At 56.8% G+C, this 26,508-nt stretch carries 25 protein-coding genes and 1 pseudogene; 13 read left to right on the top strand and 13 right to left on the bottom strand.

The window, feature by feature from the left end; genetic code table 11:
- The first annotated feature begins 159 nt into the window (after positions 1 to 159).
- The 4 genes and pseudogenes from AUC60_RS09985 (at position 160) to AUC60_RS09970 (ending at position 5,634) form a co-directional block, all read left to right on the top strand.
- Positions 160 to 1,179: a Gfo/Idh/MocA family protein gene (locus tag AUC60_RS09985; RefSeq protein ID WP_087266284.1), complete on the top strand. Its 1,020-nt coding sequence runs from the start codon at positions 160 to 162 to the stop codon at positions 1,177 to 1,179.
- 385 nt (positions 1,180 to 1,564) lie between these two features.
- Entirely contained in the window at positions 1,565 to 1,969 is a 405-nt protein-coding gene (locus AUC60_RS09980; protein WP_027897818.1) for a TraR/DksA family transcriptional regulator, read from the top strand.
- 889 nt (positions 1,970 to 2,858) lie between these two features.
- Positions 2,859 to 3,887, top strand: a pseudogene (locus AUC60_RS28505) (methyl-accepting chemotaxis protein); the annotation flags it as partial.
- A gap of 274 nt (positions 3,888 to 4,161) precedes the next feature.
- The gene (locus AUC60_RS09970; RefSeq protein WP_087266280.1) at positions 4,162 to 5,634 is read left to right on the top strand and encodes a T6SS phospholipase effector Tle1-like catalytic domain-containing protein; all 1,473 of its coding nucleotides are present in this window, start codon (positions 4,162 to 4,164) and stop codon (positions 5,632 to 5,634) included.
- Between the two features lie 72 nt (positions 5,635 to 5,706).
- Here AUC60_RS09970 and AUC60_RS09965 read toward each other — a convergent pair whose 3' ends face one another.
- Both AUC60_RS09965 and AUC60_RS09960 read right to left on the bottom strand, forming a co-directional pair.
- On the bottom strand, positions 5,707 to 5,946 hold the full coding sequence (locus AUC60_RS09965) for a DUF2789 family protein (protein ID WP_087266278.1): 240 nt from the start codon (positions 5,944 to 5,946) through the stop codon (positions 5,707 to 5,709).
- Between the two features lie 101 nt (positions 5,947 to 6,047).
- On the bottom strand, positions 6,048 to 6,278 hold the full coding sequence (locus AUC60_RS09960; protein ID WP_087266276.1) for a hypothetical protein: 231 nt from the start codon (positions 6,276 to 6,278) through the stop codon (positions 6,048 to 6,050).
- Between the two features lie 487 nt (positions 6,279 to 6,765).
- Between AUC60_RS09960 and AUC60_RS09955 the strand changes: the two genes are divergently transcribed.
- Positions 6,766 to 7,233 (top strand): hypothetical protein, encoded by a 468-nt coding sequence (locus AUC60_RS09955; protein ID WP_087266274.1) that lies wholly within the window; start codon positions 6,766 to 6,768, stop codon positions 7,231 to 7,233.
- A 17-nt stretch (positions 7,234 to 7,250) separates the two neighbouring features.
- Here AUC60_RS09955 and AUC60_RS09950 read toward each other — a convergent pair whose 3' ends face one another.
- The 7 genes from AUC60_RS09950 to AUC60_RS09920 form a co-directional block, all read right to left on the bottom strand.
- Positions 7,251 to 7,628, bottom strand: a complete 378-nt coding sequence (locus AUC60_RS09950) for a Na+/H+ antiporter subunit G (protein ID WP_087266271.1) — start codon at positions 7,626 to 7,628, stop codon at positions 7,251 to 7,253.
- Complete coding sequence (locus AUC60_RS09945; protein WP_087266269.1) at positions 7,625 to 7,903, bottom strand: K+/H+ antiporter subunit F; 279 nt, start codon at positions 7,901 to 7,903, stop codon at positions 7,625 to 7,627. The genes AUC60_RS09950 and AUC60_RS09945 overlap by 4 nt, the downstream gene beginning before the upstream one ends.
- Positions 7,900 to 8,388 carry a Na+/H+ antiporter subunit E gene (locus AUC60_RS09940; protein WP_087266267.1) on the bottom strand — a complete coding sequence of 163 codons (489 nt, stop codon included), beginning with the start codon at positions 8,386 to 8,388 and terminating at the stop codon, positions 7,900 to 7,902. The genes AUC60_RS09945 and AUC60_RS09940 overlap by 4 nt, the downstream gene beginning before the upstream one ends.
- Entirely contained in the window at positions 8,385 to 10,070 is a 1,686-nt protein-coding gene (locus tag AUC60_RS09935) for a monovalent cation/H+ antiporter subunit D (protein WP_087266265.1), read from the bottom strand. The genes AUC60_RS09940 and AUC60_RS09935 overlap by 4 nt, the downstream gene beginning before the upstream one ends.
- On the bottom strand, positions 10,067 to 10,411 hold the full coding sequence (locus tag AUC60_RS09930) for a Na+/H+ antiporter subunit C (RefSeq protein ID WP_032628821.1): 345 nt from the start codon (positions 10,409 to 10,411) through the stop codon (positions 10,067 to 10,069). Before AUC60_RS09930 ends, AUC60_RS09935 begins: the two co-directional genes overlap by 4 nt.
- On the bottom strand, positions 10,411 to 13,356 hold the full coding sequence (locus AUC60_RS09925; protein ID WP_087266263.1) for a monovalent cation/H+ antiporter subunit A: 2,946 nt from the start codon (positions 13,354 to 13,356) through the stop codon (positions 10,411 to 10,413). Before AUC60_RS09925 ends, AUC60_RS09930 begins: the two co-directional genes overlap by 1 nt.
- A gap of 140 nt (positions 13,357 to 13,496) precedes the next feature.
- Positions 13,497 to 14,420, bottom strand: coding sequence for a DMT family transporter (locus AUC60_RS09920; RefSeq protein WP_087266261.1), 924 nt, complete (start codon positions 14,418 to 14,420; stop codon positions 13,497 to 13,499).
- A gap of 93 nt (positions 14,421 to 14,513) precedes the next feature.
- On the opposite strand from AUC60_RS09920, the gene AUC60_RS09915 reads away from it, so the two are divergent.
- Complete coding sequence (locus AUC60_RS09915) at positions 14,514 to 15,077, top strand: helix-turn-helix domain-containing protein (RefSeq protein ID WP_087266259.1); 564 nt, start codon at positions 14,514 to 14,516, stop codon at positions 15,075 to 15,077.
- Between the two features lie 176 nt (positions 15,078 to 15,253).
- On the top strand, positions 15,254 to 16,672 hold the full coding sequence (locus tag AUC60_RS09910) for an FAD/NAD(P)-binding protein (RefSeq protein WP_087266257.1): 1,419 nt from the start codon (positions 15,254 to 15,256) through the stop codon (positions 16,670 to 16,672).
- A gap of 109 nt (positions 16,673 to 16,781) precedes the next feature.
- Here AUC60_RS09910 and soxR read toward each other — a convergent pair whose 3' ends face one another.
- Positions 16,782 to 17,246, bottom strand: coding sequence for a redox-sensitive transcriptional activator SoxR (gene soxR / locus AUC60_RS09905; protein ID WP_087266255.1), 465 nt, complete (start codon positions 17,244 to 17,246; stop codon positions 16,782 to 16,784).
- Positions 17,247 to 17,483: 237 nt separating this feature from the next.
- Between soxR and AUC60_RS09900 the strand changes: the two genes are divergently transcribed.
- Entirely contained in the window at positions 17,484 to 17,819 is a 336-nt protein-coding gene (locus AUC60_RS09900) for an antibiotic biosynthesis monooxygenase (RefSeq protein WP_087266253.1), read from the top strand.
- 15 nt (positions 17,820 to 17,834) lie between these two features.
- Here the strand turns inward: AUC60_RS09900 and AUC60_RS09895 are convergent, their stop codons facing one another.
- Both AUC60_RS09895 and ssuD read right to left on the bottom strand, forming a co-directional pair.
- Positions 17,835 to 18,935 carry a sigma-54 interaction domain-containing protein gene (locus tag AUC60_RS09895; protein ID WP_087266251.1) on the bottom strand — a complete coding sequence of 367 codons (1,101 nt, stop codon included), beginning with the start codon at positions 18,933 to 18,935 and terminating at the stop codon, positions 17,835 to 17,837.
- A 127-nt stretch (positions 18,936 to 19,062) separates the two neighbouring features.
- Entirely contained in the window at positions 19,063 to 20,199 is a 1,137-nt protein-coding gene (ssuD, locus tag AUC60_RS09890) for an FMNH2-dependent alkanesulfonate monooxygenase (RefSeq protein WP_087266249.1), read from the bottom strand.
- 247 nt (positions 20,200 to 20,446) lie between these two features.
- Between ssuD and AUC60_RS09885 the strand changes: the two genes are divergently transcribed.
- The 4 genes from AUC60_RS09885 (at position 20,447) to ligD (ending at position 24,932) form a co-directional block, all read left to right on the top strand.
- Complete coding sequence (locus AUC60_RS09885) at positions 20,447 to 20,770, top strand: type II toxin-antitoxin system HigB family toxin (protein WP_087266247.1); 324 nt, start codon at positions 20,447 to 20,449, stop codon at positions 20,768 to 20,770.
- A complete protein-coding gene (locus AUC60_RS09880; protein ID WP_087266245.1) occupies positions 20,767 to 21,249 on the top strand; it encodes a helix-turn-helix domain-containing protein in 483 nt (160 codons plus the stop codon). Before AUC60_RS09885 ends, AUC60_RS09880 begins: the two co-directional genes overlap by 4 nt.
- Before the next feature lie 135 nt (positions 21,250 to 21,384).
- Positions 21,385 to 22,287: a non-homologous end joining protein Ku gene (ku, locus tag AUC60_RS09875; protein WP_087266243.1), complete on the top strand. Its 903-nt coding sequence runs from the start codon at positions 21,385 to 21,387 to the stop codon at positions 22,285 to 22,287.
- Between the two features lie 32 nt (positions 22,288 to 22,319).
- On the top strand, positions 22,320 to 24,932 hold the full coding sequence (ligD, locus tag AUC60_RS09870) for a DNA ligase D (RefSeq protein ID WP_087266241.1): 2,613 nt from the start codon (positions 22,320 to 22,322) through the stop codon (positions 24,930 to 24,932).
- A 167-nt stretch (positions 24,933 to 25,099) separates the two neighbouring features.
- On the opposite strand, the gene AUC60_RS09865 is transcribed toward ligD, so the two are convergent.
- Positions 25,100 to 25,396 carry a hypothetical protein gene (locus AUC60_RS09865; protein WP_087266239.1) on the bottom strand — a complete coding sequence of 99 codons (297 nt, stop codon included), beginning with the start codon at positions 25,394 to 25,396 and terminating at the stop codon, positions 25,100 to 25,102.
- A gap of 108 nt (positions 25,397 to 25,504) precedes the next feature.
- On the opposite strand from AUC60_RS09865, the gene AUC60_RS09860 reads away from it, so the two are divergent.
- Entirely contained in the window at positions 25,505 to 26,476 is a 972-nt protein-coding gene (locus AUC60_RS09860; protein ID WP_087266237.1) for an aldo/keto reductase, read from the top strand.
- Positions 26,477 to 26,508 lie beyond the last annotated feature (32 nt).

Below are 26,508 nucleotides of genomic sequence, written 5' to 3'. Positions count from 1 at the left end.
TGTAGGAGCCAACTGCTTGGTGAGACGTTGTTGCTGCTGCAATTGCAGTTCGTAGAGTCCATCAATTCAACGCGTTCGGTTTTCGTGTAGGTATTAGTCCGGGTTGACCATGAGTCTCATTCGATTAAGGTGGTCTTACTGGATCAAAAGGAGAACCTCATGCGTATTGGCTTAGTCGGCTACGGTAAAGGTGGGCGCTTTTTTCACGCGCCGTTGATAGCCAGCCTGCCAGATGCGACCTTTGTGGGCGTGGTGACTCGCTCGCCAGAGCGTCGGGAAGAACTTGTCAAGGATCACCCTGGTGCGCAAGCGTTTGACAGCCTGGCTGATCTGATCGCGGCGGGCGTAGACGCAGTGGCGATCTCCACGCCCATGGCTTCCAGGCCGGCGCTGATTCGAGAGGTCATCGAGTCAGGAGTCGCCGTGGTCAGCGACAAACCCTTTGCTGCCGACGCAGCCCAGGCTCAGGCTTTGGTTGAACTGGCAGAGCGTAAAGGTGTGATGCTCAGCGTTTACCAGAACCGCCGCTGGGATTCGGATTTTCTCACCGTGCGCAAATTGATTGGCGGCGGAGTGCTGGGTGAAATTTCCCGCTTTGAATCCCGCGTTGAACGCTATTCCCCAAAATCAGTGGGTAAGGCCGCGGGCGGCGGCATGCTGCGTGATCTGGGCAGTCATCTGGTTGATCAGGCGCTAGTATTGTTCGGGCCAGTGGCGAGGGTCTACGCGGAGCTGGAATTCTCTGATCCCGAGCAGCCTTTCGATCATCAATTTTTCATGTCGCTCACTCATGCAAGCGGGGTGGTCTCGCACTTGTGGGGTAGCTGTCTGCAAAATGCCCCGGGGCCACGCTTCCGGGTCAGCGGGTCCAGAGGCTGTTACACCGTCGAAGGGCTGGATTGTCAGGAAGAGGCTGCGTTGGCTGGCTTGACTCCCAAATCGGAAGGCGAGCGTTGGGGTGTTGAGAATGAGCAGCGATGGGGCAGCCTTGTGCAGGGTGAGCATCGTGAGCCGGTGCCTACCGAGCGTGGCTGCTGGCTGGAGTTTTACAGCCGGTTGCAGGTCACTCTGGCTGGTGATGGGCCGAACCCGGTCGACCCGCATGATGCGATCGCTTCAGCGCGGGTGCTGGATGCTGCCCGCTTAAGCGCCCGTGAAGGGCGGGTGGTGACGTTGTAGCGCAGGCTGACCTCCGTTTAATGGCGAATGGCTTTACCTTAGTGGCCATTGGCGCTTATATTCGGAGAATCATCAGGAAGGTGGTCTTCATTAGTACACCGCGCTCGCACGAGCCGGGTATGACGTTGTCCAATCGACGCTAAAGGGCCAATTCGGGCCCTTTTTGCTTGGCCGGATTTAATGATGCGCGCAAATGGCGAGCGTTTATTTGTCGGCTATTCGGCGCTTGTTTAGCAAATGAGTTGCCGACGGCCGAAGGCGGCCTTAGACTGCCGCCCCTCGTAAATTGAGTGCCAGGTGGCGCTTGGAGACTATGGCGCTTTTACGGCAACGCAGAGCCGCTCCTTAATTCGCCTTAATGCACGTTTTTTTTATAGAGAAATCAATGACAAAGGAAAAGTTGCTGGCCATGCCGGCCGATGACTACATGAATGCCGAACAGCATGCTTTCTTCGTCGAGCTGTTGCAGGGTATGAAGGTTGAAATCCACGAGCGCATCGAGCAGAGTCGCATTGCTATCGAAAGCCTGGATACGCCTGCCGATCCTGCCGATGCTGCTTCTGTTGAAGAAGAGCGTCACTGGCTGGTCAATGTGATCGATCGCGATCAACGTATGCTTCCGCAGTTGGAAATGGCTTTGTCACGCATTGCCGATGACAGCTTCGGCTGGTGTGACGACAGCGGTGAGCCTATCGGCCTCAAGCGATTGCTGATCAGTCCGACCACCAAGTACTGCATTGAGGCGCAAGAGCGCCACGAGCAGATCGACAAGCATCAGCGTCAGGCCTGATTACGCAGGGTGGGCGGGGTCTCCGGGACCTCGCTACCTGTTGGTCGTTAGCTGATCGTTTCCCGCAGCGACCTCCATAGCTGTAACCCTTCCTCATCCTATCCTCAACCCGCCTCGCTGCGCATGAATCGATCCGCGCCATCGCCTGTGGTACCACTTAAAGCTATTCGCCGCTTGTCGATAGCGTGTGGGGCTACGTGTTGTTAAATCATTACAACTAACGAGTCATGGCGAAAAGCCGTTATCTGGCGTCTAATGCAATCAAAATAATGATAAGCATGACGGGGTAACGCAAATGGTCGCAAATGGAGCTGTGGTCAATACAACACCTGAAAGCCCGTCGGGGAAAGCAAGGAGCAGTAAGTTCACTGCCTGGCTGATACCTGCGTTGCAAAGCCTCGCGTTAGGGGGGTTGTTTATCGCGATGAGCTTTATCGAGGTTCCGTTGTACCTCGCGTTAACTCTTGCACTGTTTTTCGTCTGGCTCCCACGTCTTTTCTTTAGCCGTTCCCAGCCTGTTGCTGCAAAGGATGAGGGGACCGAAATCAATCGCCTGACTCGCGACTTGTCTCGCTCAACCAGCCATAACGCTTTATCGGCTGCCGGCGTGGCATTTTCCGTGAAACAACTGGCCGGCAAGTTGCAGTCACAGCTCGGTGCCGCCGAGAAAATCGTCTCCAGCGCCGATGTCATGATTGCGACCGAGCAGCAAACTGCCCAGCTTAGCCAATTGGCGCTTACAGCTTCCATAGAGGCCCGGCAGAGTAGCGACGCAGGGATTGGGGTACTTGGCGACTCCATCACGCTCATGCACTCGCTCAGCGAGCGAGCGGTAGGCAGCCGTCAAATGATCGAAGCGCTAAGCCAGCGTAGTGAGGAAATCCAGCGTGTAACGCTGGTTATCCAGTCGATTGCCAGTCAGACCAATTTGCTCGCACTTAACGCCGCCATCGAGGCCGCCAGGGCGGGCGAACATGGACGAGGCTTCGCAGTAGTCGCCGATGAGGTGCGTGGCCTGGCCGGGCGTACTGCCAGCGCGACAGAGGAGGTCGGGCAGATGGTGGCCGACATCCAGCAGCGTACCGCACAGGTGGTTGAGCAGATTCGTCAGTTGTCGTCGGATCTGGACAGCGGAGTCGATCAAGTCGAGCTCACAGGACAACATCTCGAAAACATCGCTCGACTCGCTGCCGGTGTTGAATCCCAAGTGGGTGAGATCGCCAAGGGGGCTGAAACCAATCAAGAACAGTTGTCCGGACTTTTTGTTGCTGTGCAGCAGATGCGCAGTGATCTGGCGATCAGTGATGAGCAGACCCGCAAGCTGGCTGACGCAGCAGTGCAAATGGAGGGGCAGGCCGAAACTATCAGTGAGCGGCTGGCAGAGGTCGGTCTGGATGATTACCACCAGCGTGTTTATGACCTGGCCCGTGAGGGTGCAAGTCAGATCGCGGCCCGGTTCGAGGCGGATATAAGCGAAAATCGAATTACCCTGGATGATTTGTTCGATCGCAGTTACCAGCCCATTCCCAATACTTTGCCAGCCAAATTTCAGACGCGCTTTGATCGTTATACGGATCAGGTCCTGCCTGCGATTCAAGAGCCCATCCTGTCGCGACATGATGGTCTGGTATTTGTCATCGCCTGCACGCCTCAGGGTTATGTACCTACTCATAACAAGGCCTTCAGCCATCCACTGACGGGAGATGTTTCGGTGGACACAGTGAAAAGTCGCAGCAAGCGAAAGTTTGATGATCGCACCGGCATCCGCTGTGGCAGTCATCAGCAGGCAGTCTTGTTACAGACCTATACCCGTGACACCGGTGAACTGATGCACGATTTGTCCGTCCCGATCATGGTTAGAGGGCGCCATTGGGGTGGTCTGCGAATGGGGTATAAGCCGCAAGGCGACCGCCCCTGATTCCCGGATATCAAGTCATGTGTGGTGCATGACTTGATATGACTCAAAGCGATAATTTAAAGCCCCAGGCTTTTTATAAGCCGCGTCTACTCTTTCTAATTCAGTATTGTTGTAAGATTTTGTTGTTTTTCGCCGTTCAAGGTTGTAGGAGTTTTCTGAAACTGATGTGTCTTAGTTGACGAAATCCTATTGCTGAGCAAGCTGTTTAGATCAAGGATTTTTAATTGATTTAAATGCAGCTTGATTATCAGCTGCGCCAATAGGCGGATATGTGATGAAACTTACAAAGGATGTATTGATTGCGCAGGGGGCGTCGGGTGCCGCAACACTGGGTGTAACCGTACGCGTTGGCGTGTTCTTCGATGGCACAGGGAATAACCGAAACAATAGCCAGATTGGAGCTGATTGCCGGGCCATGGCAGAAATCAGCGAAAATAAACATATTGCTGAATGTGGTGGACGGCATAGCGATCCGAACAGTAGCTACAGTAATGATTTAAGTAATATCGCCAAGTTGGCGGGGCTTTATTGCAATCGCCCGGTCGCCAGCAATCAGGGAAATGGCCTCAAGGTTTACTGGTCGATTTATGTTAGCGGGATAGGCACTTTATCGGGAGGGCGTGACTCTGTTTGGCCGGGACAAAGTTTTGGTCGTGGCAGAACCGGTGTTATCGCCAAGGTCTCGCGTGCTATCGAAAAGCTTGGCGCGCTCCTGGCGGCGTTCTCCCAGCACAACCCCGGCTGTTTTATCAGTGCTCTGGAGCTGGATGTTTTCGGTTTCAGCCGTGGTGCTGCTGCAGCCCGGCATTTTACCAACGAGGTGCTCAAGCAAGAAAAAGGTGCGCTGGAACCCATGCTCAATCGGCGTAGCGTTCCCTTGAGTCCCGGCTTTTCCTGGGCTAACGGTAGCGTCAAAATCAAAGTGATTGGCTTGTTCGACACCGTCGCCGCCGTCGGAAGTCTCCGGGATATGGGCAACCTCGGGGATGCTCACAATGACAAAGTGAACCTCTACCTGCCCCCTGGGTGCGCCGAACAGGTTCTGCACCTCGTCGCCCGCGACGAGGAACGCCGCAACTTTGCGCTCAACAGCGTCCTGCCGCATTGGCCCACGGAGATTGTGCTGCCTGGTGCGCATTCGGATATTGGCGGTGGCTATCATCCACAAATGATCGAAAAGGTGCTGTTGACCCGACCAGTCTGGAGTTTCGTGGGGAGCGACACTCCGAAGGAGTCAACCGAAGCCTGGCAGCAATCCTTTGCGCAAATGACAGGTATGGATCGGGCGGCATTGATTGATCCGCGCGATACCGAGGCCTCACTGTCAATAACCAGCAAGGAGCGCCTGACCAAAAGCGCTTACAACAGGGGGGGCGGCAAAGCGGTGATGGCCGCTGTGTGCCTGCAGCGCCAGGTGTTCGGCCATCTTTCCAGGGTTCATTTGCGCGTCATGCATGCGCTGGCGTGCGATGAAGGTGTTCCCTTCAATCCCGTGCCGGTCTCTCTGGACTTCCTGATCCTGCCGGAGCTGCAAGGTGTTGCGCACAAACTGATTGCTTATGCGCGGGGTGCGGACTATGCACTCGACGCACAAGAGGAGCAAATGCTGCGTCATCGGTACATCCATCGATCCGCGCACTGGGATGCATTGATCGACAGCCGTCACAAATTCAACGACGCCCTGTTTGTTCATGCACCTCAAAGCGGTGGGCGGATTCGTTGGCCGAATCAAGAGATGCGCCGCTAGTCCTGCTGAAGGTTGTTTAGTATCAACAGAAAATGGCTCCGGATAACCGGAGCCATTTTATTGGGAGGGAGGTTACTTGGCTGCGTGAAGCAGCGCATTCAACTCGTCAACTACCGGAGCCCAGTCGTCGTCAAGCAGCAAAGTCTCTTTGAGGTATTTACCTTGCTGAGGTGTCCAGAACTCTGCCTCGGATACCTTGACGTCATCAGGCAGCGGGCCATGTTCATCGATAAATGCGTCGATGCTCTCTTGATCTGAATCCAGTCCCAGTTGTTCAAACAAGGTGGCCAGGGTCGGTGTTTCCAAATCCATATCATCTCCTCGGCGGGCTTGACCCGATCTGTCGGTTGCACGCTTGAAGCTGCGTCATGCATCTGAGCGCATCTGTGACCCAAGAGTTCGAAGCAATAGCGTCAAGCGTTCAGCGCGCCTGCATCGACGGCATCTTTCAGCTCTTTGGCTGACTCCTGGGCAGCAGTGGCCGCGAGATCCGCAGTTTTGAACCAGCGGTCTTTTTCCACCTGATGGTAGGAGATAACATTCGCAGCCTGCTTGGAGCGCATCACGATGACAGCCTGGAACTCGCCTTCTACTTCTCTGGATTCACCCCAGATGAAAAACTCGCCGATATCAAATTCAGTCACTTATTACCTTCCCATGGATGACGAGTCGCTTCTGACGGAGCACATCTAAGCCCGTCAGACTTGTTGATGTGCGCGAGTATGGCAGTTGTTGACCATCGCCGGCGGCCTTTAGTCGCGAGAGTGAGGAGTGTTCTGTGAGTCATTGCGAAAATGAGTGTAGGAATCCGGCTTGCAGGGCTATACACGATGCTGCTCATCTCGTCTGAATGGACTGCATCTGCTGATATGTACAAAACGGATATAGTCGACAGGCGTCAGCACCCGGTAGAATCACCCGAATGCCTGCGCTGACAGCGCTTTCGGTATCGTCGACGTTCTCCGCACAAGCACCCCTGGCTCAGGGTTGGCAATGCGATGTGGCTGCAATTGTCACATGAGGGCGCAAGGGAACTGCCCGTCTGATGCGCTACAAAAAAAGGTAGCGGTAGCTTTTCTGACCGTCCGATCGTGTTCGGGCGGGATCATTTTCAAGTTGGGGGTTTTAACTTTGGCAGTAAGTAATCTGGAGACACACGCGCTGTTCGTGCTTGGTGATCTGCGGGCGAAGTTGGTAAAACAGTTCCAGTCCCGTTTTGTTTATGTCTGTGAGCAGTCAGCTGAAGGCATTTACATTGCTGAAATCGACACTGAAACGGCACTGGTGGTCGACGACAAGCCTCGGCTTGAGCTAAAGGTCGGCGATCATTTTCGCGCAGCGGTATTGCCCAGCCGTGAAGGCGGCAAGTTTGAAATCAAATTTCGCGAAATCAAACTGACTGTTTACGGCCTGGGCGAATATGCCTATGTCGATATCCCTGAAGGGCACGGCATCGTGTTCAAGGAAGGTCAGGGCATCATGATGGTTTTTGCAGCGCATGAGCAACTTCAAGGCGGACTGACCAAAACACTGAAGACTGCGACCACTAAAGCGGCGAAATGGCGCAAAGGCGAGCTGACCTTCAAGGCCAGCGAGTAAGCCCGGCAGGCAGCCATTCAGCTGCCGCTGGAATCACCTTGTCGACCACCACTGCTGACTTCCGGCGGTACATCGTCGCCTGCCATGCGTTTGCGAAACAGCCCCGTGCGGGCCAGCAGCAGGGTGGTGACTGGTACGGTAATCGCCAGTAGCACGGGGATCAGCCAGGCATGGATGACCGGTTCTGATTTGAGTGCAGAAAAGTACACAATCGAGGCTAGCGCAACGCACCACGCACCCAGTGTCGAGGCCAGCGCGGGCGGGTGCATGCGTTGAAAAAAGTCTTTCAGGCGCAGCATGCCGACTGCGCCGGTCAGGGCGAACAAACTACTGGCAACCAGTAACACCGCCGTGAGGATTTCGACCCAGAAGGGCAACACCACTGTCGAGTTCATTCGATCACCTCTCCACGCAGCAGAAATTTGGCCAGGGCAAACGAACCGACAAAGCCAAACAGCGCAATCAACAACGCCGCTTCAAAATAAGTATCACTGGCATAACGGATGCCCAGTACCAGCATCATCAGCATGGCGGTGATGTACAGGTAGTCCAGGGCCAGTACCCGATCCTGAGCTGATGGGCCCTTGAACAGGCGAATCAGGGTCAGGACCATGGCCAAAGCGAAGATGAACAGGCTTGCCAGAATGGCATTGCCGAGCAAGGCACTCATTGGAAAATCTCCATCAACGGGCGCTCATAGGTGGTTTTGAAGTGCTCGATAAACTGCGCCTCATCTTCCAGGTCGAAAACATGCATGAGCAGCACGCTACGATCCAGCGCCAGCTCGGACCAGACCGTACCCGGAACCACCGTGGTGATCATTGCCAGCGCCGCCAGGCCATTGGCATCGTTCAAGTCCAGCGGGACTTTTACGAAGGCAGAGCGTGGTGGTCGCCGACGGGCGTTCCAGACCGTCCAGCCCACCTGGAGATTCGAGACGATCACATCGCGACCCACCAAAAAGAACAGCTTGAAGATAACGCCTGGGCGCTTGATGCTCACAGGCAAAGGGCGAAGTGGAGACATCAGCAAGGGGGCGAGGAAGCCTAGTACGGCTGCGAGAATCAAATTGCCGGGGCTGACGGAGAGGTTCAACACCAGCCACAGTACGGCCAGTGCCAGGGAAAACCACGGAGCAGGGAAATAGCGCTTCATGGTTGCACCGCCGATATTGCTGTGTCGCTAACTGGCCCGGGCAGCGGCCGGGTGGCCATTACCGATTGGATGTACTGTTTGGGTTCGTGCAGCGCGGCCGCCGTGTCACGGGTATAGCGCAGCAGCGGTTCGGCCTGGAACGTCAGCATGATGCACAAGCCCAGCAGAATCACGATGGGCAGGCATTCATAGTGGCGCAGTAACGGTGAAGGGCGCTCCTGTGGGGTCCAGAAACGCTGGATGCCAATCCGCGAAAAAGCCAGCAGCGAAGCAAGGCCAGAGAAAATCAGCAAACCCACCAGCAACCAGCCCTGGCTCGAAATCGTTTCGTCCTGTGCGACATCCAGGCCGAGTGGGTTAAGTAGCGCACTGAGCAGTGTCAGTTTGCCGATGAAGCCTGAAAGCGGAGGCATGCCGATGATCAGCAACGCGCAAGCAATGAAACTCAAACCGATGAAGGCCACGGTCATCGGAATCACCTGGCCGACCACCGCTTTTTGCTGGTCATCCAGGTTGGTGCCTGGCGGTGGGTTTAACGACTCCACGGTACGCGGTAACTGGTCGGCATCGTCCTCTAACGGTAGCTCGTTGGCTGAGCGCGAGCGTTCGATGAGCTCTGCGAGCAGGAACATCGCGCTAAGGGCCAAGGTGGAGCTGACCATGTAGAACAGAGCGCCTGCCGTCAGACTCGGCTGGGCGAAGCCGATGGCCGACAGCAGGATGCCGGCCGAGACCAGAATGCTCAGGGCGGCCATGCGCTCCAGTCGTTGTGCGGCGATGATCGCCACCGCAGCGGTCAGGATCGTCGCCATACCGCCATAGATCAGCCAGTCGCCGCCAAAAAACGCCGACGGGCCAGCCTGGACCGAAAACAGCAGGGTCCAGAGTCGCAACAGCGTGTAAATACCGACCTTGGTCATGATCGCGAAAATGGCCGCTACTGGCGCGCTGGCGGAAGAGTAGGCAGGGACTAGCCAGAAGTTCAGCGGCCACATGCCAGCCTTGGTCAGAAACGCCACCGCAAGAATCGCCGCGCCGGCGTGCAGCAGACCCAGATCGGCTTCCGGCACTTGCGGGATCTTGATGGCCAGATCGGCCATGTTCAGCGTGCCGGTAACGCCATAGATCAAGGCTGCGCCAATCAGGAACAGCGAGGACGCCAAAAGATTGATCGCGATGTAATGCAGGCCCGCAGAGACACGGGCGCGGCCCGAGCCATGCAGCATCAAGCCGTAGGATGCAGCCAGCATGACTTCGAAGAAAACGAACAGGTTGAACAGGTCAGCGGTCAGGAACGCGCCATACAGACCCATCAGTTGAATCTGAAACAAGGCATGGAAGCTGGCGCCCGCGCGATCCCAGCGCGCCAGGGCGAAGAGCAAGGCGCAAACCCCGACGATTCCCGTCAGCACCAGCATCATTGCCGACAGGTGATCGACTACCAGAACAATGCCGAACGGCACTTCCCAGTTGCCGGGCAGATACACGCCGATTGAGCCTGTGGTTCCGGTTTTCTGTACCCACATGAACAAGGTTACAGAGATCGCCAGGCCCAGCATGCTCGAAAACAGATTGATGCGCGCCTTCAGCGGACGATGCTTCTCGCCGAGCCAGAGCATGATTGCGGCAGTCAGCAGTGGCAGCAGAATGGGGGCAACGATCAGTTGATTCATCAACGTCATTCTTTGGGCTCCCGGCCGTCAACGTGGTCGGTGCCGGTCAACCCTCTGGATGCCAGCAGCAGCACCAGAAACAGTGCGGTCATGGCAAAGCTGATTACGATGGCCGTGAGGACCAGCGCCTGTGGCAGCGGGTCGGTGTAGTGCAGCAGGTCTTGGGGAACGCCGTCCTTGATGATCGGCTCACGGCCGATAAACAGGCTGCCCATGCTGAAGATGAACAGATTGACGCCATAGGACAGCAGGCAAAGCCCCATGACCACCTGAAAGGTCCGCGGCCGCAGGATCAGCCAGACGCCTGAGGCGGCCAGTACGCCAATGGCAATCGCGATAACTTCTTCCATCAGGAGGCTCCTTGTTGTGCGGCGACAATATCTGCGATGGGGTTCGGTACCGGTTTAGGCAGCGAAGTAGGGCGGTGGCTACGGACCGATTGGTGCGCCAGTGCCGTCAGAATCAGCAGTGTCGATCCCACGACAACCGCATAGACCCCGACATCGAAAAACAACGCGCTGGCGACGTGGAAATCGCCCAGTAGCGGCAGATCCAGATGCGCGGTATGGGTGGTCATGAACGGGTAACCGAAGAACATTGATCCCAGACCGGTGCCAATCGCGAACAACAACCCGGTACCCATCCAGCGCAAAGGCCGCAGGCTCATCTGTGCCTCGACCCACTGCGTGCCGGCAACCATGTATTGCAGGATGAACGCCACGGACATCACCAGTCCGGCAACAAAACCACCGCCGGGCTGGTTATGCCCACGCATGAACAGGTACATCGACACCAGCACCGCAATCGGCAGAAGCAAACGTACCAGCACTGCTGGAACCATCATGAAGCCCAGTGCGGTATCGCTGGCGCTGCGCGGGTTGACCAGATCGGTTGCCACATCCGGCGCCAGCAAGCGTTGCTGAGCGGGTAGCGGAATGCTTTCCTTGGGCGGACGGAAGCGGCGCAGCAGGGCAAACACGGTCAGCGCCACAGCCGCCAGGACGGTGATTTCGCCGAAGGTATCGAAGCCCCGGAAATCCACCAGCATCACGTTCACTACGTTGCTGCCACCGCCTTCGGGAATCGCGCGGCTGAGGTAGAACGAAGAAATGGTGTTGGGGGTCGCGCGAGTCAGCATCGCGTAAGACAGCAGCGCCATACCGCCGCCGACCAGGACTGAAAGGATCAGGTCGCGAATGCGGCGGGTGCGTGCACGAATTCGGCTGCTGACCGAAGGTGCGACGTTCTCGTTGCGTCGTGGCAGCCAGCGCAGGCCCAACAGGATCAGCACCGAGGTAACCACCTCGACCACCAATTGGGTCAGGGCCAGATCCGGCGCAGAGAACCAGACGAAGGTGACACAAGTCATCAGTCCGCAAACGCTGACCATGATGACGGCAGCGAGACGGTGATATTTACCCTGCCATGCCGCGCCCAATGCGCAGGCAATCGCGATCAGCCACAGCGTAACGAAGACTCCCGAGCCCGGGATTTTCGGTCGGTCACCCCAAGTCAAACCGCTGAAGTACATCGGGATGAAACCGCCGATCAGTGCTGCCAATACCACCAGGAACAACTGCGGTTGCAGACGGCGGGTGCTGATACGGCTTTCGAAACGCCGCGCCCAGCGGGTCATGATCACCATTGAACGCTCGAAGAAGCGTTTGCCATTCATGCGCTGTACCAGCGGCGGGCCGGTGAAGCGGTTCTGTTTGAACGACTTGCGCAGCAGCAGATAGAGCAGAACGCCGCCAGCCATCGCAATCAGGCTCATGATCATTGGCGCGTTCCAGCCATGCCAGATGGCCAGGCTGTATTCCGGCAACGTGCCGCCTACGACGGGGTGCGCGGCGGCGGCCAGCAAGGGCGCGACGGATTGCGCAGGGAATATTCCGACGATTACACAGGCAATCACCAGAAACTCTACCGGCGCACGCATCCAGCGCGGTGGTTCATGAGGCGTGTGGGGCAGGTCTGTGGCTTTCGGGCCGAAGAACACATCTACGGTGAAGCGCAACGAATAGGCAACACTGAATGCCCCGGCGATAGTTGCGATCACCGGCAAGGCCATCTCCACCCAGGCTGAAGAGCTGACGAAAACCGTTTCGGCAAAAAACATTTCTTTGGACAGGAAGCCGTTCAGCAGCGGAACGCCCGCCATGGAGGCGCTGGCGACCATCGCTAGCGTCGCCGTGTAAGGAATCAGTGTGATCAGTCCGCTTAACTTGCGGATGTCCCGCGTGCCGCTTTCATGGTCGATGATCCCCGCAGCCATGAAGAGCGAGGCCTTGAAGGTCGCGTGGTTAAGAATGTGGAAGACCGCAGCGACCGCCGCCAATGGGCTGTTCAGGCCCAGCAACAGGGTAATCAAACCCAGATGGCTGATGGTCGAATAGGCCAGCAGGCCCTTGAGGTCATTCTGAAAAATCGCTGCGTAGGCACCGATGATCAGAGTGCAGGCGCCTGCGCCGCTGACGATCCAGAACCATTGTTCGCTGCCTGACAATGCAGGCCAGAAACGTGCCAGCAGGAACACCCCGGCCTTGACCATGGTTGCCGAGTGCAGATACGCCGACACCGGCGTCGGGGCGGCCATCGCGTGGGGTAGCCAGAAGTGGAACGGGAACTGCGCACTTTTGCTCAATGCGCCGATCAGGATCAGCGTCAGCAGCACCGGGTACAGCGCATGGGCGCGAATGGCATCGCCGGACGCCAGCACTCGGTCCAGGTCATAACTGCCCACGACATGGCCGAGCAGCATGACGCCTACCAGCAAAGCCAGGCCGCCTGCGCCGGTGACCATCAAGGCCATATAAGCGCCGCGTCGGGCATCCGCCCGGTGGTGCCAATAACCAATCAACAGGAACGAGAAAAGGCTGGTCAGTTCCCAGAAAAATACGATCTGAATCAGGTTGCCGGAAATCACCAGACCCAGCATGGCGCCCATGAACGCCAGGAAAAAAGCGAAAAAGCGCGGTACCGGATCGTCCGGAGACATGTAGTAACGGGCGTATAACGAAACCAGCGTGCCGATGCCCAGCACCAGCATGGAGAACATCCAGGCGAAACCGTCCATGCGCAGGACGAAGTTCAGCCCCAGGCTGGGTAACCAGAAATATTCTTCGCGGATCACGCCGCCGTCGACGATTTGTGGATACCACAAGGCAACCTGAATCGCACCGGTAACGGCCACAAGGCCAGCGAGAATGGATTCAGTATTACGAGCGTTGTGCGGCAAAATTGCCGCCAGACAGCTGCCAATGAAAGGCAGAAGCAGTAGAACTATCAGAGACATAGGCTTCTAATCTGCAGGGAAATGTCAAGGATCATACGTGCTGGGCTGTGTATCACCAAACGCCAAGGTGTCGCAGAATCCTACAGACCTTGTAGGCAGAAGCTGAGTTCGCTTTATTTATAGTCGGATTTATCGCGTGTTCAATCTGTTTCTTTAAACGCTTGATCGGTCTCAGGTTGTTCTTCAGCGGGTTTAGTACGGCGCTTCATTTCACTGACGATCACCGCCGCGACGATCAGGGCTGCACCAATCAAAGCAACGCCTGGCAGGCGTTCACCCGCAAGACGGCCGAAGATTCCAGCCCAAACCGGCTCACCGGCATAGATCACCGTGGCACGGGTGGGAGAAACGGTTTTCTGTGCCCAGTTCATGGCCACTTGAATCACCGCGCTCATGGCCCCCAGTCCTACAGCGCTGGTGACCAGCATCCAGGAAAAGTCCGGTAAGGTTTCGCCCGTCGGCACTATCATCAGGAACGACAGCAACGAGGCGGTTGCCAGTTGCACCACGGTGACCCGGCGTACATCGACCTTGCCACCGTAGGCACCGATCATGATGATTTCAGCGGCCACTGCGATTGCACAGATGATCGTCGCTATTTCACCGGGGCTGAATTGCAGGGTCGCGCCCGTGGGACCGGCCAGCAGAATCAACCCGGTAAAGGCCAGACAGATCCCCACGCTGGGCATCAACCCCGGGCGGCGTCCCAGCACCAGCCATTGCAACAACGGTACGAAAGGCACATAAAGCGCGGTAATGAATGCCGACTGGCTGCTGGGAATAGTCTGCAGCCCGATGGTCTGCAAGCCATAGCCGAGCATGATTGCTGCTCCGATAGCGACCCCGGCTTTAATTTCCAGCAAGGTCATACCGCGCAAAACGCTCAATGAGCACAGCGCGACGATGATTGCGGCTGCAGCAAAACGCAGCCCGACAAAAAACATCGGACCGCTGACGGTCATGGCGTGTTGTACGATCAGAAATGTGCCACCCCACAGCAGGGTGATCAGGATCAGTACGATTTCCGCTTTGCTGATACGGGGCGTTATAGAGGTAGACTTCATGCTTCTCACTGCTTTGAAGGGCTTGCGTGACACATAGACCTGGGCTTTAAAGCTGGGCAGTATACTGCGCAACGGTTTCGAGAGAATAAAATATTGAGCAACGACAATTCGCAACGCGCGCCCGTCTTGCAGCACGTCAGTCAAAACGTGCGACGACTGCGCAACGGGCAGGATATGAGCCAGACCGCGCTGGCGGAAAAATCCGGAGTCAGTCGGCGCATGTTGGTGGCCATCGAGGCGGGCGAGAAAAACGTCAGTCTTGCAACGCTTGATCGCGTTGCCGAAGCACTGGATGTAGCGTTCAGCGATCTGATCCAGGCACCCGAGCACCGTGACCCCAGTCGCATCAACGAAGTGGCCTGGGCAGGTTCGATACCGGGCAGCCGTGCCGTTCTTTTAGCCAAAGCCACCGCCAGACGTGAAGTCGAACTCTGGGAGTTCTGCCTGGAGCCGGGGGAAGCGTATCAGTCCGAAGCCGACCCGGATGGCTGGAGTGAACAGGTCTACGTGGTCGAAGGGCAGCTTACGGTGAGTCTGGTCGAGCGCAGTCAGGCGGTCGGGCCGGGGGAGTTTTTCATGTTTGCCAGCAATCAAGCCCACAGCTACCGCAATGAGGGGCCGGTCCGGGTACGATTTGTCCGTAACGTGGTGCTTTGAGGTGTTGCCTGATAAACAGTGAATCAACAGTTATATCGGCTCCAGCATCTTCTCCAACAACAGTGCGGGGGTGATCTCGCCTGAACAGGGACAATCGGCAGCGGGCACGGGCTGTGCATTGGACACGGTTGTGGGTATCGACCCCGGCTTGAGACTTCGAAGAGCGACCCTGATCTATGAGTTCCACTGACAAACAACCCGCTGACGTTCTGATCGTCGGCGGTGGCCTTAGCGGCAGCATGCTTGCGGTCCAACTGCTGCGCTTGCCGGGTAAACGGCGTGTTTCGATTATTGAAACGCGCAGTGAGCTGGGGCGGGGCGAGGCCTACAGCGCCACGGAGTTGGGGCATACGCTTAATGGCAACGCGGCGCGCATGAGTGTCGACCCGGACAACGCCGACGATTTGACCCAATGGCTGACGCAATTCATCGCCGACGGTGGCTGGCCTGAATCCTTTGAGCAGGATGTGCCGGTGGCTGAGTTGTTTCCGCCGCGGGGTATCTTTGGTTTGTACGTGCAGCAGCGGCTGGCAGAAGCTCGATTGACTGGCGCGAGTTACGGCTCAAGTGTCGAGCATGTGCGTGGCGAAGTGATCGACCTGCAGACGAGCGGGCAGGGCGTGACGCTTAGCCTGGCCGATGGTCAGTCCCTGCAAGGGCGTTTTGCGGTTTTGGCCACGGGGATGTACGCCGCGTCGCGGACGCCGCAACGGCACTCGAATGGACTCAATGCTGCTGCGGTGGATCCGTGGGATGTAAGCGCGATGCGCCAGCTTGATCCGCAGGCGCGGGTGCTGATCATTGGTTCCGGACTGACCATGGTCGATGCTGTTGTGTCGTTGCAGCAGTCGGGACATCGCGGTCCCATCGATATTTTTTCCCGGCATGGATTGCTGCCTCATGTGCGTCGTCAGCCGCCTGTCTGGGCAGACTTTCTCGCCGAAGATCACACTATTCGTAGTCCACGGCAGTTGCTGCGCAAAGTGCGTGAGCAATGCGCGCAGGCGATTGAAAGCGGAATCGACTGGCAGGCACCGCTGGATACCGTGCGGGCTAACATCGGCCGGTTATGGAGTCAGGCCTCGGATGTGCAGCGCCGTCAGTTTGTGCGTCATGTACGGCCGTGGTGGGAAAGTCATCACCATCGTTCACCGCCGCTGAGCGCTGCCCTGCTTGCGCAGCTTATAGATGAAGGGCGCGTCACAGTTCAGGCCGCTTCACTGCAAGGGTTTGAGGTTTTGCCATCGGGTCAATTGCAGATTCGTGTACGACACCGTGGTCAGGTTGAGTCATCAACGGTTGTGGGGGATGCGCTGATCAATTCCACGGGTATTGAATACGATTGGCGACGCGTGGACCGGCCTCTGCCTCGACAACTGCTGGCCCGAGGTCTGATTCAACCTGGCCCGCTGGCGCTGGGTATTGCCGCAGACCATGGCGGGGCAGTACTGGATGCGCAAGGGCAGGTCTCTGACCGGCTGTTCGCCATGGGCCCGCCATTACGCGGTTTGTGGTGGGAGAGTACAGCCGTGACTGATGTAGCGCTGCAGGCCAAGGCGTTGGCGGGGCGGTTGGTCGGAACTCATTTGGCTTGAGACCTTACGCCTATATCGTCCGGATACGGCCCAGACCAAGCCTCGCTCCAACGAAGTAACGCCTGTTGGGGCGTCCTCAGGTCTGGGACGATACAGGCGCTGAAACTCTTCAATCCTGATCCAGCAAAACCGGCCCATTGCCCTGTTCGCCCAATTTATCCCCCCAGTTGCGCAGCGGACAGGCTTGCATCGAGAGGCAGCCGCAGCCGATGCAGCCGGTGAGCTGATCGCGCAGGTCTGTCAGGCGGGCGATGCGGTCGTCGAGTTCGTCTTTCCACTGAGCCGACAATTTATTCCAGTCCGCCGCCGTCGGCGTACGCTTTTCCGGCAGAGTTTGCAGGGCGGCATGAATGCTCGCCAGCGGGATGCCCAGACGTTGTGCGACTTTGATCAAGGCCACTCGACGCAGCATTTCTCTGGGGTAACGACGCTGATTGCCCGCATTGCGCTGGCTGCTGATCAACCCCTTGGTTTCATAAAAGTGCAGGGCAGTGACCGCGACACCGCTGCGGGCCGCCAATTGGCCGACGGTCAGTTGTTTGCTGGCAGGTCCGGATTTTTTGCTGATTGTCATAAGTGGATGCTTGACCTCTAGTTAAGTAGAGGTTTTACCCTTCGAGGCCTTGGTTGGCAACACCCTGTAGGGGCCACTGTCGCTCAGTAGACAAGAAACCTGTAGGAGCGCACGAGCACCGCGAGGCCGCGATGGCGTCTTGCCTGATACACCATTATCGCTGCCTCGCGGTGCTCGTGAGCTCCTATAGAAAATCACTAAAAATCAGGTGGTTATATTTTTTAACGGGAGGCTGTCATGCAGTTAGCAGAAGAGAATCCTCGCTTTAATCAGCTTATTGAATTCACCGTAAATCCCGCCCAGCAGGCCAGTCTGGTCGTTGCCTTGACCGAGCAAGTGGAGCGCTACACCTGCACTTATCCCGGTTTTATCAGCGCCACGGTCCAGGCCAGTAATGATGGCTGCAGAGTGCTCGGCCAGACCCTTTGGCAATCAAGGCGAGCCAGTGAAGAAGCGTTACTCAATGCCGAATCGAGTGAGCAGGATTTCATCGCGCTGCTGCGACGGCATCATGTCAGCGCAGTGACGTTCAATACCTGGCAGGTCACTCGGTACATACCGGCCAGGGGCTGAGAGGCAGAGCACTGTTCAGACTGAAACCTGCATTACCCGGTCGCCCTGCAAATTTTCTCCAGCCCGTCGTTTGTTAACCGCCAGTTCGCCAATCTTGATCAGTCGGGTACGAGTGACGTTGCGTGTAAGGCCCAGCAGGGCAGCGGTATGGACCTGGTTGCAGTGACTGAAACGGTAAGCCGCCCGCAGCAACGCATCTTCGACTTTTTCGTGCAACGCGCCAGCCTGTTCTTCGAACAGCTTATGGAAAGCCCGCTCCAGTAACGCGTCGACAGATTCGTCGTTTGCAGGTTGATCGTCCTGGCGCTCGATGCGCAGGTTCGACAATCGCAGGTCATCACGTTGAATCAGCCCGTCACGGCAGATCAACAGCGTGTGGTGAATGACGTTTTCCAGCTCGCGAATATTGCCTGGCCAACTGTAGCTTTGCAGTTTCCGCTCCGCTTCGGCGGTAATGCGGATTGGTCCGTATCCCAGACGCAGGCTGTACACGTCGATAAAGTGTCTGACGAGTGGAAGAATATCGCCGGGACGTTCGCGCAACGGTTGCAGTTCGAGGTTGACCACATCCAGGCGGTAATACAGATCCTCGCGGAAATGCCCGGCATTGATCGCTTTTTCCAGTTGCACGTTAGTCGCTGCGAGCACCCTGACGTTGATGGGAATGCTCTTGCGTGAGCCCAGCCGCACGACCTCCCGTTCTTGCAGCACACGCAACAGCTTGACCTGTATCGGCATGGGCAGATCGCCGATTTCATCGAGGAACAGCGTGCCGCCATTGGCCTCTTCGAACCAGCCAGCCTTGGCGTTCAAGGCTCCGGTAAAGGCGCCTTTCTCGTGGCCGAACAGCTCGGCTTCCACCAGCGACTCTGCAAATGCACCGCAATTGACCGCAACGAACGGCTGGTTACGACGTTCGCTGAGGTTATGAATATGCCGCGCAACCAACTCTTTGCCGGTGCCGGTTTCGCCAATGATCAATACGCTGGCGTCGCTGGGCGCCACCTGCTTGAGGTGGGCCAGCAAGGCTTTGGATTTTGGGTCTTCGAACACCTGAGCTGTAGCGCGGATTGAAGTCGCCAGCGCGGGGTTCGGCGGTAGGGTCAGTAGCTGCATGGGGCTCACTTCTTTTTTATTGGAGTCGACAATTACCTGCAGGAGCCAACTTGTTGGCGAGGCATCGGGCCTGATTGCTCAGAATCTCCGTGCCTCTAACACGTTGGCGCCTACCGAAAACTGACTCCTACTTCTGCGGCGGCAAATCGTTGGCAATCATTTCCCCGAACGGTCCGGTCAGGTTGGTGATGCCACGCCCTGCCAGGCTGCGATACGGCTCAGGCAGCAACGGGAAGACCAGTTCGGCGAAGCGATAGGCTTCTTCCAGATGCGGATAGCCGGAGAAGATGAAGCTCTCGATCCCCAGATCGGCGTATTCCTTGATTCGCGCGGCGACTTCCTGCGGGTTACCCACCAATGCGGTACCGGCGCCACCCCGAACCAGGCCCACGCCTGCCCACAGATTTGGCGCGATTTCCAGATTGTCCCGGCGGCCGTCGTGCAAGGCCGCCATGCGGCGCTGGCCTTCGGAATCAAAGCGCGAGAAGGATTTCTGGGCGGCCGCAATCGTTTCGTCGCTGATGTGCTCGATCAGCGTGCTGGCTGCTTTCCAGGCCTCTTCACTGGTTTCGCGGACAATGACGTGCAGGCGGATACCGAATTTCACGGTGCGGCCTTTGCGTGCTGCGCGTTCGCGGACATCGGCAAGTTTTTCTGCGACGGCAGCCGGAGGTTCGCCCCAGGTCAAATAGACGTCCACCTGATCGGCAGCCAGTTCATGAGCGGCTTCGGACGAGCCCCCGAAGTACAGCGGCGGATAAGGTTTCTGAATCGGCGGATACAGCGCTTTGGCGTTCTGCACGCGCAAGTGCTTGCCTTCGAAATCCACGGCTTCGCCTTGCAGAACACGACGCCAGATCTGCAGGAATTCATCGCTGACTTCGTAACGTTCGCTGTGATCGAGGAAACTGCCGTCGCCGCGGTTTTCATCAGGGTCACCGCCGGTTACCACGTTGATCAACAACCGGCCGCCAGACAGACGATCCAGAGTTGCCGCCATGCGCGCCGAAACGGTAGGTGAAATGATGCCCGGACGAATCGCCACCAGATACTTCAGTTTTTCGGTCAACGGCACCAGCGCAGAGGCAATTACCCAGGAGTCTTCACATGAACGACCGGTCGGGATCAGTACGCCGTGGTAGCCCAGATCGTCTGCCGCTTGAGCCACCTGTTTGAGGTAGTTCAAGGTGACTGGGCGAGCACCTTTGGTGGTGCCCAGAAAATGGCCGTCGCCGTGAGTCGGAAGGAACCAGAAAACATCCATGACAAAACCCTTGAGCCGCAAGCGGCGCTGATGTGTTGGTTGGCTGTTGCTCAGCCAGCAGTAGGTGGCTAGTTATAAAGGGTCGGATTTATTCCTCAAAAGAACGGATATCCATATTTTTATATCGTTATCGAATATGACGTCTATTCGCAGGCAGCTGCGTCTGATGAGGCAGGTCGAAGATTGATGAGGTTGACAAATTGGCAACGCGCTTCTAAGGTTGCCAAAAATTCAGCAGGGATGATGGATGAGGGTTTTCAAGAAGATCGCATTTGATGACGCTTCAAGGAGGTATCCCAATGATGCTGCGAACCTTGATGCCACCTATCGCTTGCTGAGTCGGTCAACGGCCGACACCTCCAATGAGCTCAAAAGCACTTTCAACACGCTGGATCGCTTCACGCATAGAAACGGCTGGTATGTGATCGACATTGGCGGCAACAATTTACGGTTGGTTGCCGCTATTGAATTCAGCAAGCAACTGGTTTTCGTAAAACACATCTACACCCACGCCGAATACACCAAGGCAAACAAGTGGTACCAAAAGCACAAAACGGGGATCCGACCATGAGTCCTGCAGTAGCCGAACGAACCGTAGATAAGACTGCCATTCGCGAATTGGCGCAGCGTATGGAAACACTTCGTCTGGACATGGATCGTCTAGGGGCGCATTTCCTGCATCACATCGACTCGCCAGAGGACTATCAGCAGGCGTTGACTGTCATCGATGAACTCACCGACGGCCAGGAACTGACGTCTGTCGAAAGCAATTTACTCGAGATTCTCTGTGACACCGTTGAGCGTTACGAAAGCAATGCACCGCAGTTCTCGGCATTCAATGCGCGTATAGCCGGGTTGACGGAAGTGGACCTGCTCAAGGCATTGATGCTGCAAAACCAGTTAACCGGTGCAGACCTTCCGGAAATTGGCGATAAGAGCGTGGTGTCACGCATTCTCAGCGGGCAGCGTCGTTTGACCATCGAGATGGTGGCCAGACTTGCAGCGCGGTTCCACGTCGATCCCGGAGCGTTTGTCCCTCGCATTGCATAAGGTCATTTGCTGACTGCGTTGAATAAACCCGCCAAGGCGGGTTTTTTCATACTCCACAACACCCCGTCACTCCCCTCGAAACTTTTGTCGCATCGCCCCGGTCACTTTTAAACACCTCATAAAGGGAATCAGGCGATGGCAAGGGCAATCTGGAAGGGCGCGATCAGTTTCGGGCTGGTGCATATCCCCGTCGCGCTGGTTTCGGCGACCTCTTCGCAGGGGGTGGATTTCGACTGGCTGGACAAGCGCAGCATGGATCCAGTGGGTTACAAGCGCATCAACAAGGTCACCGGCAAAGAGATGACCAAGGAAAACATCGTCAAGGGTGTGCAATACGAGAAGGGCCGCTATGTAGTCCTCAGCGAAGAAGAAATCCGCGCCGCTCACCCCAAGTCGACCCAGACCATCGAAATTTTCGGTTTCGTTGCGGGCGATCAGATCCCGCTGCAAAACATTGAAACGCCTTACTACCTGGCCCCTGACAAGCGCGGCGAGAAGGTGTACGCCTTGTTGCGCGAAACCCTCGTGCAAACCAAGAAAGTCGCGCTCGCCAATGTCGTCCTGCATACCCGCCAGCACCTGGCTGCGGTAATGCCGCTGGAGTCGGCGATGGTCCTGGTGTTGCTGCGCTGGCCGTCGGAAGTGCGTGGCCTGGATACGCTGGAACTGACCGATGCGGTCACCGATGTGAAGCTCAATAAAAGCGAACTGGCCATGGCCAAGCGTCTGGTGGAAGACATGAGCGCCGACTGGACGCCGGAGGATTACCGCGACACCTTCCAGGATCAAATCATGGGACTGGTGGAAACCAAGGCCCGGGAAGGCAAGCTCGAAAGTGTCGAAACCGAGCCGGAGGACACTGATCGTAAAAGCGCCGACGTCATCGACCTCACTGAGCTGCTTAAACGTAGCCTGGCGGGTAAAGGTTCGGTCAGCAAAAAACCGGCAAAACCGACCGCCAAAAAAGCCGAGCCTGCAGAAAAAGCGCCGGCCAAACGCCGAACACCACCGCGCAAGAAAACCACCAAGGCATCTTGAGGGGTATTGCCTGACGTCGCAGAGGATCAACCATGGCCAAGCAGCCCAGCGAATATGCCCGCAAACGTAATTTTGATATCACCAGTGAGCCTGCGGAGGCACCGGTCAAGGCCAGGAAAGGTAAGGCCGCGCACGCCCTGAGTTTCGTGATCCACAAGCACGATGCGCGCAACCTGCATTACGATTTTCGACTGGAGCTGGATGGCACTCTGAAAAGCTGGGCAGTGCCCAAAGGGCCAAGCCTTGATCCGACCCATAAGCGTCTGGCGGTCCATGTCGAGGATCACCCGCTGGGTTATGGCAGTTTTGAAGGCAGCATTCCCGAAGGTCAGTATGGCGCGGGTGATGTCATCGTCTGGGATCGCGGTATCTGGCAGCCGCATGGCGATCCGCAGCAAACGTATAAAGATGGCAAGCTCAAGTTCACACTGGTTGGGGAAAAACTCACCGGTGAATGGGCGCTGGTGCGCACCCGGCTGAAAGGCAGTGGCGACAAGGAACAATGGCTGCTGATCAAGGAGAAAGATGAGATTGCCAGGCCTGGCGCTGAATACGACATCGTTGCCGATCAGCCGCAAAGCGTGATCAGCGGCAAGTTGGTGGGCAAACCGGCGACGGGGAAAAAAGCGGCCCCGGCTAAAACCGCGGCGCCTAAAGCCAAATCTGCCAATACCAAACTCGCAAAGACAAAAGCTGCAAAAACCAGCAAGGCCGTAAGCGTGGTCCCTGAAACGCTCGCCCCGCAACTCGCCACATTGGTAGATGCGCCCCCCAACGGGGAGTGGCTGTACGAAATCAAATTCGATGGCTACCGGATCATGACCCGGATTCTCGACGGTGAGGTGCGGTTGTTCAGCCGCAACGGCAATGACTGGACCGACCGTCTGCCGTTACAGGCCAAGGCGCTGCAATCCTTGGGGCCCAAAGACAGTTGGCTCGACGGCGAAATGGTCATGCTCAACGACGAAGGCCTTCCTGATTTTCAGGCTCTGCAAAATGCTTTTGAGGTCGGCCGCAGTAAAGACGTGGTGTATTTCCTTTTCGATGCACCGTTCATTGAAGGGCAGGATCTGCGGGAAACCCCGGTGGAGGAGCGCCGCGCTGCGCTGAAAAAGCTGCTTGGCAAAAGCCGTAGCAAGCTGTTGCGCTTCTCGGATGCGTTCATGTCCCGTCACAAGGATATTGTCGAAAGCGCCAGCGCTATGGGCCTGGAAGGCGTAATTGGCAAACGGGCCGGCAGTCTCTATCTGAGCAAACGCAATCCGGACTGGATCAAGCTCAAGTGCCGCTTACGTCAGGAGTTCGTCATCGTCGGCTTTACCCAGCCACAAGGCTCACGTAGCGGGTTTGGTGCATTGTTGCTGGCGGTAAACGGCGACGATGAGGATTCGGGGCTGGTGTATGCAGGTCGAGTCGGTACCGGCTTCTCCGAGCGGACACTTAAACAAATCAGCGAACGCCTGAAAAAACTGGAGCGTGATTCTTCACCCCTGGCGAAAAAACTCACCAGCGCTCAAGGGCGTGGCGTTCACTGGATTGAGCCTGAACTGGTCTGCGAAGCGGAGTTCGCTGAATGGACGCGAGAAGGGATCATTCGGCAGGGTGCCTTTATCGCGCTGCGCAGTGATAAGCCTGCCAGTCAGGTCGTTCATGAATATCCGCAAGCGGCTAAAAATCTCAAGAAAGCATCTCGAGCCAAGTCAGAAAAGCCCGAGAAGCCCGAGAAGCCCGCCGTTGCGAGCAGAGGTCGAGTAGTGATTGCCGACGTGAATATCAGCCATCCAGAGCGGGTGATCGATACCGAGAGCGGCACCCAGAAAGCCGAGCTCGCGCATTACTATGAAGAGATCGCCGACTGGATCCTGCCGTATCTGAAAGATCGGCCCGTGTCCTTGTTACGCTGTCCGGAGGGTGTCGCTGGGGAGCAGTTCTTTCAGAAACACTCGGAAAAGCTTGCCATTCCCAACATCAAGCAACTTGAACCGGAGCTGGACCCGGGGCATGCACGCCTGATGGAGATCGACACCGTGCAAGCGCTGGTAGGCGCAGCGCAAATGGGCACCATCGAATTGCACACCTGGGGCGCGACCAGTGATCGCATCGAAACCCCTGACCACTTTGTACTCGATCTTGACCCGGATGACGCTCTGCCATGGCGCAGCATGATCGAAGCCACGCAAATGACCCTGGCGGTGCTGGATGAGTTGGGTTTGCAGGCGTTTATCAAAACCAGTGGCGGCAAGGGGATGCACATCATCGTGCCGTTACAGCGTCAGGCGGACTGGGAAACAGTGAAAGGTTTCGCCAAAGCCATCGCCGAGTTCATTGCCAAGCAACTGCCCGAGCGTTTCACCGCAACCATGGGGCCGAAAAACCGGGTCGGGAAAATCTTCATCGATTATCTGCGTAACAGCCGTGGCGCCAGCACCGTAACCGCGTATTCGGTACGTGCCAGACCGGGATTACCTGTGTCGGTGCCTGTGTCCCGCGAGGAGCTGGAAGGCCTGAAGTCCGCCCAGCAGTGGAACGTTGGGAACGTGCAAGAGCGCTTGCGCAAGCTCAAGGCTGATCCGTGGAAGGGCTATACCAATCGGCAGCGGATTACCAAGAAGATGTGGAAACAGTTGGGCGTCGAAGGGCGTTGAGCTTGTTCGGAGTTCAATTCCCTTTGAGCTCAGTTGCGACAAAGATACTTGATCTGAAATGCAATCCTGTGTGGGAGCTGGGCTTGCCCGCGATACTCTGCAAACCCAATCGCGGGCAAGCCCAGCTCCCACAGGGAATAGCGTTTAAATTGGAAAATCCGGTAGTTTCACCCATGCGTATCCGCGCGTTCAGCCGGATAAAACGCGCCTTCCATGCTCATTCCCTTCAGCAACTCCCGAACCTTGCCCTCAATGCCGACCACGGTTGCCTGGTCTTCTATGTCCTCCACTTTCACCAGCAAGCGACTGCTGTTCTGGTCGTGAGTACCTTCGCTGAGCATGTCGTGGGTGAACACCTGTTCGGCGCGCCATAAACACAGTTCGGTGGATCCACTCAGCCAGATTTCGTTGATTGTTCTAAGGTCTGTGGTAGCCAGTTGATCTACGGTGATCATCTTGTCCATTGTCTTGTACCTGTCAGTGAGTCGATACAAGTCTGACGTGCCGCCGTCACCGGTCGTTCAACCTGTGTCCCGACAAAGTCAGGCACCCGCAAATAAAGGGGGAATTCCATGACGCATCCTGCGGTTTTTACGCGCAGAAAAATACTCACCCTGGCCGCCGGTGCTTCGGCGGTATTCACGTTCGATTCGGCCGCTGCGCAGTCCAGTCCGCCGACGATCCCGTCGCCCACTTCACCTTCGACCCTGGACACAGGAGCAAACACCATGCTGACCCGAGCCATCCCGTCGAGCAACGAGCCACTACCCATGGTGGGATTGGGTACTTACCGTGGTTTTGATGTCGCGACCTCTAGTCCGGCGTACAAGAATCTGTCTGCGGTGCTTGATGCGCTGTTTGAAAAAGGCGGCACGCTGGTCGACAGCTCGCCCATGTATGGCCGCGCCGAGCAGACCACCGGTGAGCTGCTGTCGATTCATAAACCGCGTTCACCCGCATTTCTGGCTACCAAGGTCTGGACCCGAGGCCGTCAGGAAGGCATTCAGCAGATGGAAGAGTCTTTCAAACTGTTGCAGACCGACCGCATTGATCTGATGCAGATTCACAACCTGCTGGACTGGAAAACCCACTTGCCGACGTTGCGCAAATGGAAGGAAGAAGGGCGCATCCGTTATGTCGGCATCACCCATTACACGTCGTCGGCGTATGAAGATGTAGAGGCCGTGCTCAAGGCAGAGCAGATGGACTTTCTGCAGATCAATTACGCGCTGGATGATCGCTCCGTCGAGAAACGAATCCTGCCGTTGTGCCGGGAGAAAGGTGTGGCGGTGATCTGTAACCGGCCGTTTGGCGGCGGTGGTTTGCTGGGGCGGCTGCAGGGCAGACCGTTGCCCGGCTGGGCAGCGCAAGTGGGTGTGACCAGTTGGGCACAACTGGCTCTGAAGTTCCTGCTGGCGCATCCGGCAGTGACCTGCGTTATTCCCGGCACCGGTAACCCGAAATACATGCTGGAGAATGCTGGCGCCGGGTTCGGCCCGATGCTGACCGGCGCGCAGCGTGAGCAGTTGATTGATTTGGTTTGAAAATACAGGTGCGGGCTCCGGGATTTTCCTTC

Source organism: Pseudomonas caspiana (assembly GCF_002158995.1).
Taxonomy (GTDB): Bacteria; Pseudomonadota; Gammaproteobacteria; order Pseudomonadales; family Pseudomonadaceae; genus Aquipseudomonas; species Aquipseudomonas caspiana.
The sequence above is the reverse complement of the archived record's forward strand: the minus strand, read 5'-3'. Positions and strand labels throughout refer to the sequence as shown.